We start from the raw sequence: 16,952 nt of genomic DNA, 5'->3' as shown, positions 1-16,952 counted from the left end.
AGAGACCTATCCTTTCACTTGGGGATCTAATTGTGAAGTCATTAATTGTCTTTTTGCTTGCAGTTTTTTCAGAGCTGAGTGAATCGGTTTCTCGATCAATACATGAAACATGGAACCGATTATTATGGATGATAATATCAAAATGGAAGCGAGTAAAATGTTCGGTAATTCCCGAATTGGAGAAGAACCAAATAGATTACTAATAAGAGACATACACGAAAATTGCGTTAAGTAAATGGAGAAAGATGCATTCCCGAGAAAATGAGCAAGCCTTGGAAGCTTAATCTCCTTCTGTAAATCTATGGATGCAAATCCTAATATCAAAATAATGGAAGAAAAAGTAGTACTATACTGAAGATCGATATTTACATAACCATATTGAGTGTTTAGCCAAGATAAAGGAAACCCAAGTATTCCGAAAATGACAGATAAGACGGATAGAGAAGTAGGAAATCGAAATTGTGTAACCATATATCCACAGATAATACCGGACAGAAAGATAAGATTGTTGAAATTAAATAAGAAATTTACAATAAAAACAGAACTAGATAAAATCTGAAGGCCGAATAATAATGAAAAAAAGCCCCATACAAATAGCAGGGCTTTTGAAAACAATCTATGAGTTAAGAACAGTAGGGAGAACATTAAGTAATAAAATACGGTATATACAAGTGACCAAGCCGGTGGTAATATTGGCTCAATTTCATACGGCATTAAAAGAAGAGATGTAATAATAGTCCCCATTTCTTTATTTTGCCCAGTGCCTAAGCCTAAAAGGATTGAAGTAAAGGGTAAAACACTGAGAGTCAAAATCCAGTAAAATGGGTATATCCTTATCCATCTGCCATATAAGAATTTTGAAATAATCCTTGGATTGCCAAAGTCCTTATGATATAAGTAATACATCATAAATCCTGATAGAGCGAAAAAGTAATACACTCCGCCGGACTTTTGGACATTTAATAAAAAGGGAAATCCATTTCCAAAATAATTGACCATAAATGCATCGGCATGTAATAGCATGACAAATAGCGGCACTATTACCCTCGAAAATTGTATTAAATTCAGCTGTTTCCGCATTCGAAAGCGTCCTTTCAAGTCAGATTTTTTACAGAACTAAATAATTGTCATATTTAACAAGTGTTGTTCCCTCTTTATAGTCTGGACTATTTTCAGTGTTTGCTCTTCCGCTTAGATTATTAATAATGTTCTTAACAAAATTCTGACCCATTTCATGAGCATGAAGATATCCCCCGCCAAATCTTGGATTAATCTCGGAGATAATATATTTATCCTCCTTCTTGAAGCAGTCAATATCAATAGGACCTGAAGGATTAAGGACATCGATTAGTTTTCCAACCAATGCTTTGAGTTCTGGATCCTTAACTGATATGGATTTGTCTGTTTCTCCAGCTCTCATCTTTATTTTTCTTTTCATAAAGATATTTGAAGGTTTATTTGTGATTAGATCGATATAGCAATCCACGCCATATTCCTCCCCATTAATAAATGGCTGGATAACCATTTCCTCATTCCTATATTCCTCAAGTTGCTTTAGGCTAGTAACCATGCTAATACCTATGCTTGCACTGCCTTTCCGTGGCTTCACGATAAGGGGAAATTGCAGCTCTCTTATTTTAATTGCATTCATAACCTCATTTAGGTTCACATAGGTTGGAACTGCTGGGATTTCTCGCTTTCTTAAAAACTCATATGTTTGATATTTATCGAAACAAATATCCACGATTTTTTTCTCTGAAACAATTACCTCAATACCATCCTGAGCAAATTCATCCTTAAAGCCTGCCAGTAATGAAAGCTCTGGATCAATTAAGGATAGTACAGCATTAATTTGATATTTATGACAATGATATTTGATATGGCTGATATACTCTTGATGATCGATACGCGGTACAATTTCATAAGCATCTGCATGATATAATGCTGGCGCAGTTGGATCACAATCTACAGCTACAACCATTCCATTTATTTGGTTAAGCTCTTTTCGAAAATACTCAACCAATTTTACCCTACGCCCCACACTGCATATTAAAATATTCATGTGTTTCTCCTTTTTCAAAAACTTAATTTAAGCCCTTAAATATGCCCCTATTAAAACCAAAAATCCAAGCATGATTAATATGCTTGGAAACATAATAAGATATCGTTTTTGAATCTGATGAATCATAGGAATAAAAAAAACGATTAATAAGGAAATGATCACCATTAGGATTCCGGAATACCGTAAAGTTAGTAAGGTGTACACCAAATAAATAATTGGTGCAACAAATACTAGTGGCATCATAGCCAAAATTAGAGAGATTATTTTTTTGCTAAAGCTGTACTCCCCTCTCAGAAATAGAATTATATTAAAGCAGAGAAGCCCAAAAAGGAAGGGCCAAAGAAAAGCATAGCTGGAGCCCTTGAGAAAGGTGCTGCTCAAACATACCAAAATAAGCCAGACGCAAAATCCACCCATAGTTATGTCTTTCACATCAATTCTTTTTGAAGCAAAATTATACAAAATTAAGATGAGCCCAAACATAAGAAATATCATACTCGTAAACACAGGATTACTGATGCTGGGATGGGCACTAAGAGTCCATACATCCACTCCTGTTATCAAAGATATAACGGTTACTATGCCTTTTCCGAAAAAATAGGCTATGCCAAAAATAAATAAAAATATAAAAAGCCCTAGGCTGCTCCCTGTTAATGTCAGACTTTTTCGTAAGTACCCCTGAAGAAATGTTAAAGTATAAAAAATCACCGCTAAAAACATAAGAGGTAGCACAAGCTTTTCACTATAGCTTACGACCTTTTTTCCAATCAGATTAAAATATAGGCTCTCCCCGTCCTCCTGTGCTATTAACTCCATATTCCCAAAATGTCGAACAAGATCTAGCATATTTTCTCCGTGGTGCTGGAGGCTTTTCAAATTTAGCTGTTCCACCGTGTCCTCTTGTGTATGATAGCTGTAGATGCTGTCGAAAAAACCAAAATTTAATCCATACATTCCCGTGGGCTTATATATCGAAAGATCTGTGTCATTTGGCATCGCCTTATACAAATCACTAATAAATGAATGGGTGATAGGATTTGAAGCTCCCTTTGCAAACTCTGCTACCAATCTCTCATTTTGCTCGTTCATCTCAAACAATACTGATGGACCACTGCTTCCTCTTGCCTCAAAATTTAAAACAAGATCAACTTCCTCAGCCCATGGATGTTTTTTAACAAATGCTTGTGCACCTAAAAGACCAATTTCTTCTCCATCAGAAATCAGAATGATCATATCATTTTTTAACGGAGTAGATTCCCTTAATGCCCTTATGGTTTCAAGAATGGCTGCCACACCTGATCCTGCATCAGCAGCACCAGGACTATTTGCATCTGAATCATAATGGGAAGTAATCATAATCGTCCCTGTAGATTCATCACCGGGTATTCGTGCCACAATATTCTCAACCTTACCTTCATAGGGTAGACCCCATACCGTTAAATTTCCCTCTACTATCTGTATTTCTGGTGAAAGACCAAGGCCGGTTAATTCCGACAACAAATAATCTCTTACACGGTCATGCTCGACTGAGCCAATTGGTCTTGGCTTATTCGCAATCTGTTCTAAAAACTGCATCGCTCGCTCAGCAGAAAACTGCTCCTTTCCTGAACTTTGTGGCAAAACCTCTGGCATTTGAAACTGAAGGAGCCCGATCCAAATAGAAAGTATGCTTGCAGTTACTATTACGAAAATGAGAATAAGGTTTTTCAGGAATAAGCTTCTTTTAATAGGCATAGGTACTGCTGTCGTCACTTCCTCATTCATACATGTTCCTCCATTAAAAACTGTATAGCTCTTCGTTAAAAAACTGCTTAAAAGTTTCTTTCTCTCTAGCCACCAAAATTTCATTTTTCTCTAAAACTAGTATCCCAGGCCTTTCTTTTATAAACGGGGGATTAAAGACAATCGTATAGGCACCGACATTCTCGAAAATAAGGTAATCACCTTTATCAGGCATTTCCCCAAATAAATTGTAAGCAAGATAATCTTTCTCCATACATGTGTAACCAACTACATGATAGTGATGATCGTCTCGTTTCCTTTCCTTACCTGTAATCACTTTCATCGGGAGATTATTTCTGTGCATAGTCGGCTTAATATTATGGACGCTTCCATCGACTAATACGAATTGATGGTGCTTAATACTTTTCACCTCGATAACTTTTGAAACAAAACTCATCACATTCGCCACCATCGCAACCCCAGGTTCCAATATGAGTATGGGTCTATGGTTTTGATCTGGAAATTCTTTGTTCATAACCGAGCAAATTACTTCTGCATAATCATCAAAGGAAGGTGCGTCTAATTGAAAAGAGTTCGGCAGTTCTCCATAAATCCCACCGCCAATATCAATAAATTCCAAAGTTTCATTAATATATTCCTTTGCTAGATGACAGAGTCTTTCTGTTTTCCTTAGGTAGGATTCGACTGTTCTATTCCGAGTCGAAAAATGACCATGAAGGCCTATTATTCGAATATTTTTCTCTCTTTTAAGCTCGGAAATAGCTATATTTAAATCTCCATTCTCCACACAGATTCCAAATCTACTGACCTCATACCCATCCTGAAGGATACTCATACCATTCTCTGACAAATCAAAGTTCAATCGAACACCAACTGAAATATCCTTGTGACGATGATTCTGAGCATACTCCCTCACATACTCAATTTCGTACATGGAATCGAGATTTACGATACTAGCGTTTTCTAGTGCAAGAAAAATATCCTCCTTACTTTTTAATGGCCCATTAAAGATAATTTTTTTTGGATTCTCCCCTATACGTATCGCTAAATCATATTCCAATCTCGAAACTACCTCTGCATAGGCACCAAGCTTTGAAAGCTCCTTGCAAAGATAAGGAAGATAGTTGGTTTTATAGGAGTAGCCAATAATAAAATTCTCATACCGACTCTGAAAAGCATGGTTCATTTTTCGATAATTATCCTTTAGCTTCCCTGTGTCCAACACATAGTAGGAAGAGCCATGTTTTTCCTCTAACTGATGCAAAGTTTGATAATCCCATAAAAAGACATTCTTATTCTCTTTAAAAATACTCTTCAATACAATCCCCCTAATTTCTCTCTCCCTACCTAAGAATGGGCAAGTTCTCGATCCTTAAGACTTATATTGTGAACAAAATAATCTACAATTTCGTTGTCAATTTTGCAATCAAACTTTCTTGCAAAAAACATATTCGAATTTTCAATGGCAGTAATATCATCCTTTCGAAGATACTGAGGCGAATTTCTCTCGTTTAATGCTTCTCCCCATTTCAAGTAGAAAAGGTTGTTATTCACCATATCCGTTTTATAATGGGAATTCATAACAATTGTTTGAAAAAAGCTCTCGTCTGGAACTAGTGTATTTTCGAAGAAGGAGTAATACCATGTATTTTCCTGTAAAAAATTTAGAATATACTTGACTACTTCAAGTGGCATCGTAAACCATTGGGATCCCTTATAAATGGAATATTCATCTGGAAAGGGATTTCGATTAGGGATGATATTAATTCCTTTGCTATAGAGAGTCAATAGAACTCGTCTCAATATCCTGATTGGATGGTAATTTGCATAACGTTTTCTCATTATTTTTGGCCATTGTATTTTTACTAATCCTAATTCACTATGACTGAGCTCTCGATATCCCATATAAATATTATTACGACTAGTCATTAAGAATTCTTTAAAACCATCGTTTACCAGTAAATCCTGACCACTCCTTAAACAAACGAAATCATAGTTTTTTCCCGATAATACCACTTCCTTAAGTAAAAGCAGAGTTGCTTCTACCTGACTTATATCACCCCATTCAATATCTACACTTTCCTCAAGCACTTTTACATTTGAATTCAGGACAATTTTATCCTTCATATCACTATAGCTTTTCCGATCTATATGGACATAAACGTCTGCTTGCTTACTGCCCAAAAGCTGAAGTATAAATTTGTTTACTTGTTCAGGATGATTGTGTACCTGTAAAATAAAGGCTGTTCGCTGCATAATTGAACCCCACTTTTAAAAATAAAGTTATCTTTATTAAATTTAAATAAATTCTTAATAAAGGACATTTTCGCAGGAATTTTCCCCCAAACCAATAGAGTTTCCAATTAAATCGTAACTCCCTAATAATTCATTGAAATTTTCCTTTGAATTAAACATTAGTACGTCGATAATAGATAGCCAAGGAACGAACTCTTTTCCTTGGGGATACACAATTGGTTTTGACTTAATAAAGCTTAGTCTAACTCCATGTCTAAGAAAACTCTCTTCATTATAAAGTTCTAGACCACCAATCGGATTAATATAATGAGAGGCTTTAAGCCGCTTATTAATTTCGATAACCCGCTCCTCACCTTTTAAGTGATTCTTTTTTTCGATTTTTGAAGACATTACAATTGGTGTTGAAATATTTAAATACTCACAAACTTTTGTTAAGCTTCTAGTTATTAATTTTGAGATATCATCTTCAGGGTTTATTTCCAATATTTCTTCTACAAGTTTAGTAACTTCAAAATAATATGGTGCCTTCCCATAGCTAGCTTTTAATATCCGAAGAAGCCTCTTTTTTTCTTCAACAAAAGCATCAGAAAAATATCTTTGATTGATATTTAAAGATGATGATGCTTTTTTCAAACTAAAGGTGAATAAAAAAGGACTACCGTTAACCAGTATCCTATTCCGATTAATCCATCCTCCTTTAATAAATTGAACATCATCATGGACAACAAATAGATCTACAGCTTTTATGAGCTGAAAATAGCCAATATAAGGAAATAAATAGGGTTGCATGATTGCGACCTTCATAGGTTCTCCTTTTAGTATTATTTTGTTTTTTTGAGTAATTGATTTTCTATTGAACTTTGAGTTTCTCTCTTTGTTGAAGATAATAATGGACAGTTCCGGTTATTCCTCTATCAAATCCATATTTAATCTGAAATCCTAATTCTCTTTGTAACTTTGAATCATTAATTGCATATCGAAAATCATGACCGGGACGATCGTGAACAAAACTAATTAGCTGCTTATAACTTGTAGTTCCACATTCGTTTTTTCCTAATGGAATTAACTCATCAAGAACATCACAAACAGTTTGCGCTATTTCTATATTTGTTCTTTCATTGTGCCCCCCAATCAAATATGTCTCACCAGCTTTCCCTTCCAAATACACCTGTTCTATAGCCCGACAATGATCCATCACATACAACCAATCCCGTACGTTTTGACCATTTCCGTAAATTGGGATAGGTTCAAGAGCCAGTGCTTTGCGAATAATGGTTGGAATTAGTTTTTCCTCATGCTGCCTTGGGCCGTAATTATTGGAGCAATTGGTTGTTACTACATTCATCCCATATGTGTGAAAATAGCTTCGTACAAGCATATCTGACGATGCTTTACTAGCTGAATAAGGACTGTTTGGAGCATATGCAGTATCCTCAGTGAAGTAACCATCTTTTCCAAGAGAGCCGTATACCTCATCAGTTGAAATATGATAGAACCTCGCATTCATATATTCCTTCTTATAAGAATTCACTCCATCCATCCAGAAATTCCGTGCTGCTTCAAGCAAAGTAAACGTACCCAATACATTGGTTTCTACAAAGGATCTTGGATTTGTTATTGAATTATCTACATGTGACTCTGCTGCGAAATGAATGACTCCATCAATTTCGTACTCACTAAATACTTTTTCAACAAGTGACAGATCACAGATGTCACCCTTTATAAAAAAATGACGAGGATCATCCATACAACATTCCAGGTTTTCAAGATTCCCAGCGTAGGTTAGCTTATCAAGATTAATAATTCGAATATCATTATGTTTTTCCAACATATATAAAATAAAATTGGAGCCGATAAACCCGGCTCCTCCTGTAACAAGTAAGTTCATAACGCTCTCTCCATCATTTATTTTATAATGCCCTTGCCATTTCCTTTTCCAAAATTAGAGTTGCGATTCTATCTACCTCTTCTAGTTTTAAATCACTAAATAGAGGCAGACATAAGATTCGCTTTGAAATTTTCTCCGATATAGGACAATCATGTCTTTCTTGCAAATAAGGAAGTTCATTAAGTGATGGGTAAAAATATCTTCTTGACTCGATACCATTCTTCCTCAATAAGCATTGAGTACTTAACAACTCCTCCTCCGTTTCAAAAATCAGAGGATAATAGGAGTAGTTGTAAATCACATCTTCTGGGATATGCGGTCTGGCAAATCTGTTAAGAAGGAGGTCATCATACGCTTTAGATAATCGTTTTCTTTTTAAAATGATCTCCTCTATATACTTAAGATTGCATAGCCCCATCGCAGCATGAAACTCCGAATTTTTTCCGTTAATTCCAACCAAAATATGCTCTTCCCCTGTAAATCCGAAGCTCCTTAACAATTTAAGAGATTGTTCCAGTTCTTGACCACAATTATTAACGACCGCTCCACCTTCAATTGTATGAAACAGCTTTGTAGCATGAAAACTGAGTATAGCAATGTCTCCATAGGAGAGCAACGACCTCCCTTTGTATTGAACACCAAAGGCATGAGCTGCGTCATATATAATTTTAAGTCCATATTTTGTAGCAACCTCTTCAATTTTCTCCACATCACAAGGAATTCCAAATACATGGGTCGCCAAAATCGCTTCCGTCTCCTCGGTAATCGCCGCTTCAATTTTCGTCGAGTCAATGCATAATGTCTGTGGATCAATGTCAACGAAAACTGGTCGGCATTGCTCCCAGAGAATCGAAGTAGTTGTCGCTACAAACGAAAAAGGAGTTGTTATGATTTCCTTTGTAAGGCCAAGGGATTTAAGCGCCAGCTGCAAAGCAATCGTTCCATTACTAACATAATGAAGGGAAGGGAGGAGTAAATGTCTTCTTAATTCCACTTCAAGTCTCTGAACAAAAGGACCGTTATTCGTCAACCACTTTGTATTCCAAAGTTCAGTAATTAAGAAATCATATTCATCCTTGGGAGGCAGAAAGGGCTGCGAGACTGGAATCATTTCTAAACCTCCCATGAACTAGATCGTGCAGATAAGCACCATAATCATTTTTATATTGAAGGGCTCGTGCTAAAACATCCTCACTAGATATCCAATTATTGCGATAGCTAATTTCCTCAAGGCAAGCAATTTTGTAGCCTTGTCTTTTCTCAATTGTCTCAACAAATTGACTTGCACCTATGAAGCTTTCAAAGGTTCCTGTGTCTAGCCAGGCAAAGCCACGCCCAAGCACACCAACCTTCAACTGCTTCCTTCTTAAATAGTCTCTGTTAATATCTGTGATTTCAAGCTCTCCCCGAGCTGAAGGTTTCACATTTTTTGCAATCTCGACGACACGATGATCATAAAAATATAACCCTGTTACTGCATAATTTGATTTTGGATTTAGCGGCTTTTCTTCAATAGATAAAGCGTTGTAATTATTATCGAATTCCACTACCCCAAACCGCTCTGGATCCTTAACCTGATACCCAAAAACAATCGCACCTTCCTTTAATTCGGCCGCAATCTTCAATATTGGTGTAAACCCCTGTCCGTAAAAAATGTTGTCTCCAAGAATTAGACAGACGGGAGAATTGCTAATGAAGCTCTCCCCAATAATAAAAGCATCCGCTAAACCGCGCGGATGCTCTTGTACAGCATATTCTAGTGTAATCCCCCATTTTGAACCATTACCTAATAAATCCTGAAACAAAGGTAAATCCTTTGGAGTCGAAATAATTAGAATTTCTTTAATTCCAGCCAACATGAGAACAGATAATGGATAATAAATCATGGGCTTATCATAGATTGGTAGCAGTTGCTTTGATATCGCTTGAGTAATAGGATAAAGCCTAGTCCCACTGCCTCCAGCAAGAATGATTCCTTTCATAGTATCACCTTCCTCTTCAAATCCTCGAAAAGTTCAAAGTTTGATTATAAGTCTCTAACAATAATATACGTCTTATTTACCGTTTCACATTCTATTTGAAATTTAAATCTAAACAGAAATTTTAACCATCTTGAATTTACTTTATGAATCTCTGCCTTGAATTTCTCCATCCCTATTTCTTTTGCAAATTCGAGACCAAAATTCACCAAATTAGCTATTAAATTTCCCCCACGGTATGATGGTATAATCCCAATTGTACTCGTGTAAGCAGTTTTAGTAACAAAATCATTTGCATAGATGGAAAGCACACCTATATCAGAATTTCCATCTGTTAAAATAAAATTGTATCCATGCTCAATTAATTTTTTTGCATATCTATGTAGTTTTTCTTTATTATCAGTCGGAAATAAAAAATTAGAATCTATGTTGACAATCCCTTTGGCCAGTCTCTCAATATCGTCTGCGCTTTTGCCCAGTAATATTAATTCAATACCTTCCCCTGAAAAAATGTCTCGATAGTGTTGTAAACAACTTATCTTAACTTTCATACATTTTTACCTCCTTTGATTTAAGCTTTCTAATTGAGAACCAAATGAATATAACGAGGAATGCACAATTAAATAATTTTATAATTATCATCGCATAACTAGCCCCTAGGAATTCCCAGTTATCTATGAATAACAAGAAAATAAAAATTCCCGCAACAGCAACCATTATTTGAATTGAAAGAAGTGATTTGGATTTATCTTGGACAATAAGGATAACTGTCAATGCATAAGATAATAAGAGAAAGAAATTACTCCAAATCATAATCTTGGCAAACTGATAGGAGTCTGTATAACGACCGCTTGTTAATAAAGATATAAACGGTTCCGAAAATATTGAGAAAATAATATTAACAACTATTAAAAAACCAAAAACAAGCCCAACAATCTGTAGAAAGTTTTTAAATCTCTTTTTGCTCGCATTCTTATATAGATCTGGTTCAAAAGCTTGATATACTGCAGAACCTAGTGCGAAGAGTATTCCAGACATTTTGAGCCCTATATTATATAAAGCGAAAGAATCAATATCATTTTGTCTTTCCAAAATAAGCCGATCAATATAGGTTGTTGGTATATCCAGTAATGCTATTAAAATTAGCGGAAAACAAAATGACAATGCTTTCTTAATAAGTTGAAAATCAAATTTAACCTTTTTAAACATGATTTTTATGGCTACAATACCCAATATTATTTGGGCTAATAGGCTTCCTATCATTCTACCGGAAGCACCTAGGTTGAATATAATCACCAAATACAAGCCAAAAATTATCGGTAGTACCACACTAATACTTTGAAGGATAAAGAATTTTAGCCCTTGCTTTCTTAGCTTATAGTCAATCCCCAAAAATGAAACAAAGATAGAAAAGTAAATGGCCCCTAACGATAAAATTCCATACGGAAAAATAGGAAAGGTGACCTTCGCCGAATTAAAATATATGAATAGAAGGATTAGCCCTACTAGGATAATGCAGATGTTGATAAAAGATAAAAACATTACTAATGTTGCCCTAACTTCCTTATTCTCTTCATCCGACCGCTTAAAAAAATCCTTCATATAAAAAGAATAAAAAGATAGATTCATAATCGGCAAGAAAATCTGGGCAATTGCATCAAAATACCCCGTAACCGCAAAATCAAAAGAGCTAAAATTCTTCGAGAAAATAGGGAAGGTAATGAGATTAATAAATAGCCCTATAATAGAAGGCATAAAAAAATAAACGATATTCTTTATATTCACTGCATAAGCATTTAAAATATCTCTCAGATTAGCTACATGAATATTGATAAAATTTTTTAATGCAGCCACTTATAACCCGTACCTTTCAAAAATTTCAACGTACTTCTTTGCTGTATTCTCATTTTTTAAGTACTCAACGATCTGTCTCCCTGCGTTCCCGTGCTCCAAAAATAATGCTGGTTTTTCTATATATTTTTCAATGGCTTCAGCAAAAGACTCAATTTCCAAATTACAAATAAAACAATTCTCACTATCTCTAGCATAGAATTCCAAATGATTTATCTGATTGCTAACAACAATTCCCATTCCTGAAGCTGTTGCCTCCACAATTGTTCCGTTACCATTTGAATAGGTTGCAGGGAGAATTAATATATCTGCCCCTTCATATATCTTGTGCATATTATTCCAAGAATCTATTTGTGTTATGAACTCAATATCCTGCAAACTTTCGGTTTTAATATACTTAATACACTCAGATCTTAATGGGCCATCATTGTTTATTAACATTCGAATATTAGGATATTTTTCTTTAAGAACTTTAAACACTTCTAGAGCAAATAAAGGCTGATAACGGTCGATCAATCTATTGGCAAAAAGTAATGTATAATCCTTATTAGGTTTTTCCGCCCTAAGCGTATGTTCAAAATACATCTCTATGTCTAAAGGATACATTGCACATGTTACCTTTGATTTTTCGAATTCGATTTCCTCGATAAATTGTGCCTCCGCCACAGTTCCCATTCCTACATATAGATCTGCTCTTGAGAATAATTTCTTAATCCATTTTAATTTCCTTGAAGAATTTACTTTATTCATCAAAGATTGTGATTGGTCTCGATCACTGCTTACATTTCTTAATGGTTCACTCATTATTATCACTTTCTTATTGAAAAATTTAGCGAATATTAATAATAGCCAGTGCCACCTCATAAATCCTCCTAACATAACGATATCGGGTTTAAAACGTATAAGTTCTGAGAAAACACCAAAAGAAAAATAACCTACCTTTGGGAACACACCTGAAAATCTAAGTATTTTACATTTTTCTCCCAATGGTATTTCCCACCATTTTGGGCGCTCTGCTTCTCTTCTAACATAAAACCAAAACTCTGTATCAAAGTGTTTTTGGAGTGAATAACAAAACTTAACTTGGTAGGGAGCGGCCATATTACTAATAAAGACCAATTTCTTTTTCATAAAACACTCTCCTAAAAATATGTTCAGAACTAAATATAGAAAGGTATGATAGCTATTTTGTTAACGTATGATATATTTCTATTAATCTCTCATTATTCAGCTCCCGATCATGCGTTTTTTTCGCCTTATTTCTTGCATTTTTGGAGAATTTTAACGCTATCTCATCGTCCCCAAAAATTTCACAAATAAAATGAGCAAGCATATAAGGAGCGTCCCCTTGATAAACATAACCTTCTTCTTTATGAATTAATAAATCAGAAATTCCACCAACATCGGCTGAAACAGAGGGAACACCTAGTAGCATAGCTTCCCCCAAGGAATTAGGACTGTTTTCGATAGATGAAGGACAAACAAATACATGTGAGCCTAAATATCTATTGCACATTTCCTTTTCATTTAAGATACCAGTAAAAATAATCTTAGAATGTAAGTTATATTTCTTAATAAGGGTTTGGATGTATTTTCCATATGGGGTCAATTTTAATTTTTCTATCAGTGTGCTGGTGTTAGTAATATTTGGACCGCCTACATATAGTTTGCATTCCGGAAAACGTCTTAATATTTGTGGCATGGCTTCGATCATAAAATGTAGCCCTTTTACAGGGTAACTCCCTTGGCTTAGAAAAATTGAAAATCTTTCACAAGTGTTTATATCCCATTGATTCTCATAAAACTCATTTCTCAGTGTTTCATTACAATGAAAATACTGTAAATTGGGATTAATTTGTGTGCAACAAGCTTTATCCCAAGTTGTTCTTCCAATCACGTAGTCTACTTTTCTCAATGCTTCTATTTCATATTTGCCTCTTTTAAAAAATTTTCTTTGCTGCTGCCTTATGTTATTCATTGTCACAAGTGCTCTAAATGTATAGCTTTTCTGTACCTTTGAAGGTAAACTAGCCAGGTAATGTTTTGCGATGACTGACACCAAACCTTGAATTGAAATAATGACTTTTATATTTTTTTCTTTACACAAATTTACTACTGCAAGAGTATGAGAATACTCGGTTCCAAAAATATGAACGTAATCTGGGGTAACTTGGTTAATCATTTCTTTCAAATAATTGTTTCTTTCAATCGATCTACTAGAAGTATTTACAGCAGGAAAAGCAAAATAAGTTATTTTTTTTCCTTTAAGAGTCTTTATTTTGTTAAGCCCTTTTTTAGGAAATGCAATATTAAGATTTATTTTTTCCATATTAGACAGAATAGATGAGGAGTTCTCGAGCCAACCAGCAAACGGAAGAGCCTTTTCATTCATTAATTCACTTGCTTCAGGAAGGGGAATATTAACAATCCACATTAAATTCATCCTAGCACCCCCTTTGAGAAAATTTTTGATAATAGTGTTCAAAAAATAAGGAGAACTCTATACACTCCCCATTTTCTATTTCTTTAAAAAAGCATAGGGTAAGAAAGGAAGTGTAGGTACAATAACAAAAATGGAAAATCCTATTTCATAAATTGTAATAGTAGGATTTATAAATCCAAAGACAATAAATAATATGTTTACAATCAATAAGTAGATAAAGTAAGGATGATTGAAATAAAACAATAATTGTCTTCTTAAGATTAAATAAATTCCTATAAATAAAGGAAGCGATCCAAATAATCCATAATACGCCATTAGATCAAGCCATCCTGAATGACCCCCAATTACTGCATTCATTTGGTTTCCAAAAGGGCCATAAATTCCGAATAGAGGATTATCTAGAAATGTTTGGAAGGAGCTTAAATATAGTTGAACTCTATATGATGTCTGAGCACCTGTACTTTCCGTCAAGAATCCTTGAGCAAAATCAAGGAATTTTACCCTGATCGTATCATTTTCTTGAAATAGGTTAGCCATATGGATAAAAAATGACCCGATTAAATCTCCAGGAATAAATATTAAGAAGAGTACAGCGAACAAAACCCCAACTATTAAGCTTTTTTTTCCACGAATAAAGAAAACTAAAAATATCCCGACTAATGTGAAAAGCAATGCTATCGTATATGATGCACGGAAAAGCATTAGTAACATCATCACAAAGACAATTATGCTAATCACTTTATGCCAAACATTGTTTGTGCTCGTTTTTTTAGAAAAGAAGTATATCAAAGGTATAATAATGAATACGGAGCTATAAACAAACCCGAACCCACCAATTCCAAGGCCATGATAATTTTGTTTAATTGTTTCATCCCCGACTGCCAGCATTCTTGATGCAAGTGGATATTTCTTTAGTCCCAAATACGTTTGTAAGGATGCAATAGCGTAAAAAGAAAGAGAGAATAAGGCGATCTTTCCTAACATTTGAAAATCCTTTTTATAATACATATAGTAGTGAGTTATTAATATACCGCAAATAAATAGAAAAAATAATAGTAGTGCAGCACGTGGTGAGTATGCCCCATAAAAAAAATTCCCTGTAATTATGTAGGGAAAAAAAGTGACCAGCCAACAGCCAATCATTATAATGTCAACTGTGAGATGATCAACAAAGCACTTGTAATCTGTTGTAAGCAGCCAGGTACCAAATAACAAAATGAATAATAATAATCCTACTTTTGAGCTAAGATAGGGCCAACATACAAAGGCACATAGAAATATACAAACAATCTTATTTATTTTATCCACAGGATTAAAGGAAACATTTTTATTTAGAATTGATATTTCAGATTTGGTCATACTTTTGATCTATCCATTTCTTATCATTTTTCTTCCCATACAACTTATAGAACTTCAGATAAATACTTCTGGATTTTTCGCTTGTTTTGCTCAATTGAATGTTTTTCCCGAACAATTTCAATTCCTAATTTTTTAAATCTACTATTATCTAATTCTGAGCTCATTTTAAGAAGAATATCTGTTATGTTTTCCTTCTTTTGCGAGGTTATTACATAAGGCAAATCCAGTTTCTTTAAGTATTTTATGGATGAAATATCACTTGGCCCCATTGCGAGTATAGTTTTCCCACTTGCTAAATATTCAGGTATTTTGGTGCTTATTGAAAGCCTAGTTTTTTGTTTCATTTTTCTATCGAAACTCTCCACATGTACCAATACATCATACTTTTGCATTTCATCAATTATTTCGTTTTCTGTTACACTTCCCATATACTTCAAGGATGTTCCATTATTTAAAGAAGTAAAGATTTTTTTATCTGGAAGCTGGTTTGAATAAATGGATAGGCTTATGTTAATTCCTTCCGCCTCTGATATATAGGCACAAGCACTTCCTATCGCTTTAAGTGATTTCCATCTATTCAAGTGCATTCCACCAAAATATGCCATTTTAATATTAGAGTGATTATTTTCTTCAGCAGAAGTAGGGACCCTTGCACTCAAAAACCTTTCAATATCAATTGCATTCATGATTGTAATACATGGTTTTCTCAGCTTATTTGCATACTCTTTACCCATGTCATCACCAATTACAAAAACTTTATTCACATTTCTAAGTGTCTTTTTTAAGACCCTTTTTAATCGGATCCAGTTTATCCACTGAAATAAATCTAACGAATAAGCTGGAGTTAAATAATCATCGGTGTAATACAAATAGATGGGAATAGAGAACTTTGAAGCTATTTGATTGGCAATTTTGTATGAAAAAGTGCTTTCTCCACCAACAAAAAAGATTACTTCAGGTGCATATTCATCTAGCCAATCTTGTAATTTCTGGTTGTTCCACTTATTAGAAGACCAAAGAACATCTCTAAGAAAATTAAAAGCTGACCATTTATTTTGTTTTATGAAAAGAATAGTTCGAGATTGTTCATGACTATGAATTTTAATATTATTTCCTTTAACCCTCTCTCCAATATTCTCTTTCTTACTACGTAGAATGCTAACATCTGTAATTTTAAAGAAGTTATGACACACTGAAAAATTTGGGATCTCATTTTGAAAATACAATTGTGCAATTTTTTCCTTTGGCCAACTTGAGAATATAGATGAAAATGTCTTGCCGTTATTTAATGTGCTACTAAATGCATTGTGACTAATTACTAATACTCTTGGATATCGTTTCTCTTGCAAAACATAACCCTCACTTTTGCGT

Annotated in this window: 15 protein-coding genes; all 15 read right to left on the bottom strand. The window is 34.4% G+C overall.

The window, feature by feature from the left end; translation table 11 throughout:
* Positions 1 to 6 precede the first annotated feature (6 nt).
* On the bottom strand, positions 7 to 1,080 hold the full coding sequence (locus tag J2S07_RS08240; RefSeq protein WP_307149943.1) for an acyltransferase family protein: 1,074 nt from the start codon (positions 1,078 to 1,080) through the stop codon (positions 7 to 9).
* Positions 1,081 to 1,108: 28 nt separating this feature from the next.
* On the bottom strand, positions 1,109 to 2,062 hold the full coding sequence (locus tag J2S07_RS08235; RefSeq protein WP_307149942.1) for an ATP-grasp domain-containing protein: 954 nt from the start codon (positions 2,060 to 2,062) through the stop codon (positions 1,109 to 1,111).
* A gap of 27 nt (positions 2,063 to 2,089) precedes the next feature.
* Entirely contained in the window at positions 2,090 to 3,826 is a 1,737-nt protein-coding gene (locus J2S07_RS08230) for a M28 family peptidase (protein ID WP_307149941.1), read from the bottom strand.
* A 13-nt stretch (positions 3,827 to 3,839) separates the two neighbouring features.
* Positions 3,840 to 5,123, bottom strand: a complete 1,284-nt coding sequence (locus tag J2S07_RS08225) for a type III PLP-dependent enzyme domain-containing protein (RefSeq protein WP_307149940.1) — start codon at positions 5,121 to 5,123, stop codon at positions 3,840 to 3,842.
* A 29-nt stretch (positions 5,124 to 5,152) separates the two neighbouring features.
* A complete protein-coding gene (locus J2S07_RS08220) occupies positions 5,153 to 6,061 on the bottom strand; it encodes a beta-1,6-N-acetylglucosaminyltransferase (RefSeq protein ID WP_307149939.1) in 909 nt (302 codons plus the stop codon).
* 54 nt (positions 6,062 to 6,115) lie between these two features.
* Positions 6,116 to 6,865, bottom strand: coding sequence for a WbqC family protein (locus J2S07_RS08215; RefSeq protein WP_307149938.1), 750 nt, complete (start codon positions 6,863 to 6,865; stop codon positions 6,116 to 6,118).
* A gap of 46 nt (positions 6,866 to 6,911) precedes the next feature.
* Positions 6,912 to 7,949 (bottom strand): dTDP-glucose 4,6-dehydratase, encoded by a 1,038-nt coding sequence (rfbB, locus tag J2S07_RS08210; RefSeq protein WP_307149937.1) that lies wholly within the window; start codon positions 7,947 to 7,949, stop codon positions 6,912 to 6,914.
* Between the two features lie 22 nt (positions 7,950 to 7,971).
* Positions 7,972 to 9,060, bottom strand: coding sequence for a DegT/DnrJ/EryC1/StrS family aminotransferase (locus tag J2S07_RS08205; protein WP_307149936.1), 1,089 nt, complete (start codon positions 9,058 to 9,060; stop codon positions 7,972 to 7,974).
* Entirely contained in the window at positions 9,020 to 9,931 is a 912-nt protein-coding gene (rfbA, locus tag J2S07_RS08200; RefSeq protein WP_307149935.1) for a glucose-1-phosphate thymidylyltransferase RfbA, read from the bottom strand. Before rfbA ends, J2S07_RS08205 begins: the two co-directional genes overlap by 41 nt.
* 44 nt (positions 9,932 to 9,975) lie before the next feature.
* On the bottom strand, positions 9,976 to 10,479 hold the full coding sequence (locus J2S07_RS08195; RefSeq protein ID WP_307149934.1) for a GNAT family N-acetyltransferase: 504 nt from the start codon (positions 10,477 to 10,479) through the stop codon (positions 9,976 to 9,978).
* On the bottom strand, positions 10,469 to 11,782 hold the full coding sequence (locus J2S07_RS08190; RefSeq protein ID WP_307149933.1) for an MATE family efflux transporter: 1,314 nt from the start codon (positions 11,780 to 11,782) through the stop codon (positions 10,469 to 10,471). Before J2S07_RS08190 ends, J2S07_RS08195 begins: the two co-directional genes overlap by 11 nt.
* Positions 11,783 to 12,910, bottom strand: coding sequence for a glycosyltransferase family 4 protein (locus tag J2S07_RS08185; protein WP_307149932.1), 1,128 nt, complete (start codon positions 12,908 to 12,910; stop codon positions 11,783 to 11,785). It abuts the gene before it with no gap.
* Between the two features lie 52 nt (positions 12,911 to 12,962).
* Positions 12,963 to 14,222, bottom strand: a complete 1,260-nt coding sequence (locus tag J2S07_RS08180) for a glycosyltransferase family 4 protein (protein WP_307149931.1) — start codon at positions 14,220 to 14,222, stop codon at positions 12,963 to 12,965.
* Between the two features lie 75 nt (positions 14,223 to 14,297).
* The gene (locus tag J2S07_RS08175; protein ID WP_307149930.1) at positions 14,298 to 15,581 is read right to left on the bottom strand and encodes an O-antigen ligase family protein; all 1,284 of its coding nucleotides are present in this window, start codon (positions 15,579 to 15,581) and stop codon (positions 14,298 to 14,300) included.
* A gap of 44 nt (positions 15,582 to 15,625) precedes the next feature.
* Positions 15,626 to 16,930, bottom strand: coding sequence for a glycosyltransferase family protein (locus J2S07_RS08170; RefSeq protein WP_307149929.1), 1,305 nt, complete (start codon positions 16,928 to 16,930; stop codon positions 15,626 to 15,628).
* Positions 16,931 to 16,952: the final 22 nt, after the last annotated feature.

The sequence above is a fragment of the Anoxybacillus andreesenii genome (assembly GCF_030813005.1).
Classification (GTDB): domain Bacteria; phylum Bacillota; class Bacilli; order Bacillales; family Cytobacillaceae; genus Robertmurraya; species Robertmurraya andreesenii.
This window is presented reverse-complemented; position numbering and strand designations above follow the sequence as displayed.

What these genes read in the sequence shown, in the direction of transcription:
- J2S07_RS08240 (WP_307149943.1), bottom strand. Translation starts at nt 1,080, where the DNA reads ATGCGGAAACAGCTGAATTTAATACAATTTTCGAGGGTAATAGTGCCG.
- J2S07_RS08235 (WP_307149942.1), bottom strand. Translation starts at nt 2,062, where the DNA reads ATGAATATTTTAATATGCAGTGTGGGGCGTAGGGTAAAATTGGTTGAG.
- J2S07_RS08195 (WP_307149934.1), bottom strand. Translation starts at nt 10,479, where the DNA reads ATGAAAGTTAAGATAAGTTGTTTACAACACTATCGAGACATTTTTTCA.
- J2S07_RS08175 (WP_307149930.1), bottom strand. Translation starts at nt 15,581, where the DNA reads ATGACCAAATCTGAAATATCAATTCTAAATAAAAATGTTTCCTTTAAT.
- J2S07_RS08185 (WP_307149932.1), bottom strand. Translation starts at nt 12,910, where the DNA reads ATGAAAAAGAAATTGGTCTTTATTAGTAATATGGCCGCTCCCTACCAA.
- J2S07_RS08215 (WP_307149938.1), bottom strand. Translation starts at nt 6,865, where the DNA reads ATGAAGGTCGCAATCATGCAACCCTATTTATTTCCTTATATTGGCTAT.
- J2S07_RS08205 (WP_307149936.1), bottom strand. Translation starts at nt 9,060, where the DNA reads ATGATTCCAGTCTCGCAGCCCTTTCTGCCTCCCAAGGATGAATATGAT.
- J2S07_RS08230 (WP_307149941.1), bottom strand. Translation starts at nt 3,826, where the DNA reads ATGAATGAGGAAGTGACGACAGCAGTACCTATGCCTATTAAAAGAAGC.
- rfbA (WP_307149935.1), bottom strand. Translation starts at nt 9,931, where the DNA reads ATGAAAGGAATCATTCTTGCTGGAGGCAGTGGGACTAGGCTTTATCCT.
- J2S07_RS08220 (WP_307149939.1), bottom strand. Translation starts at nt 6,061, where the DNA reads ATGCAGCGAACAGCCTTTATTTTACAGGTACACAATCATCCTGAACAA.
- rfbB (WP_307149937.1), bottom strand. Translation starts at nt 7,949, where the DNA reads ATGAACTTACTTGTTACAGGAGGAGCCGGGTTTATCGGCTCCAATTTT.
- J2S07_RS08180 (WP_307149931.1), bottom strand. Translation starts at nt 14,222, where the DNA reads ATGAATTTAATGTGGATTGTTAATATTCCCCTTCCTGAAGCAAGTGAA.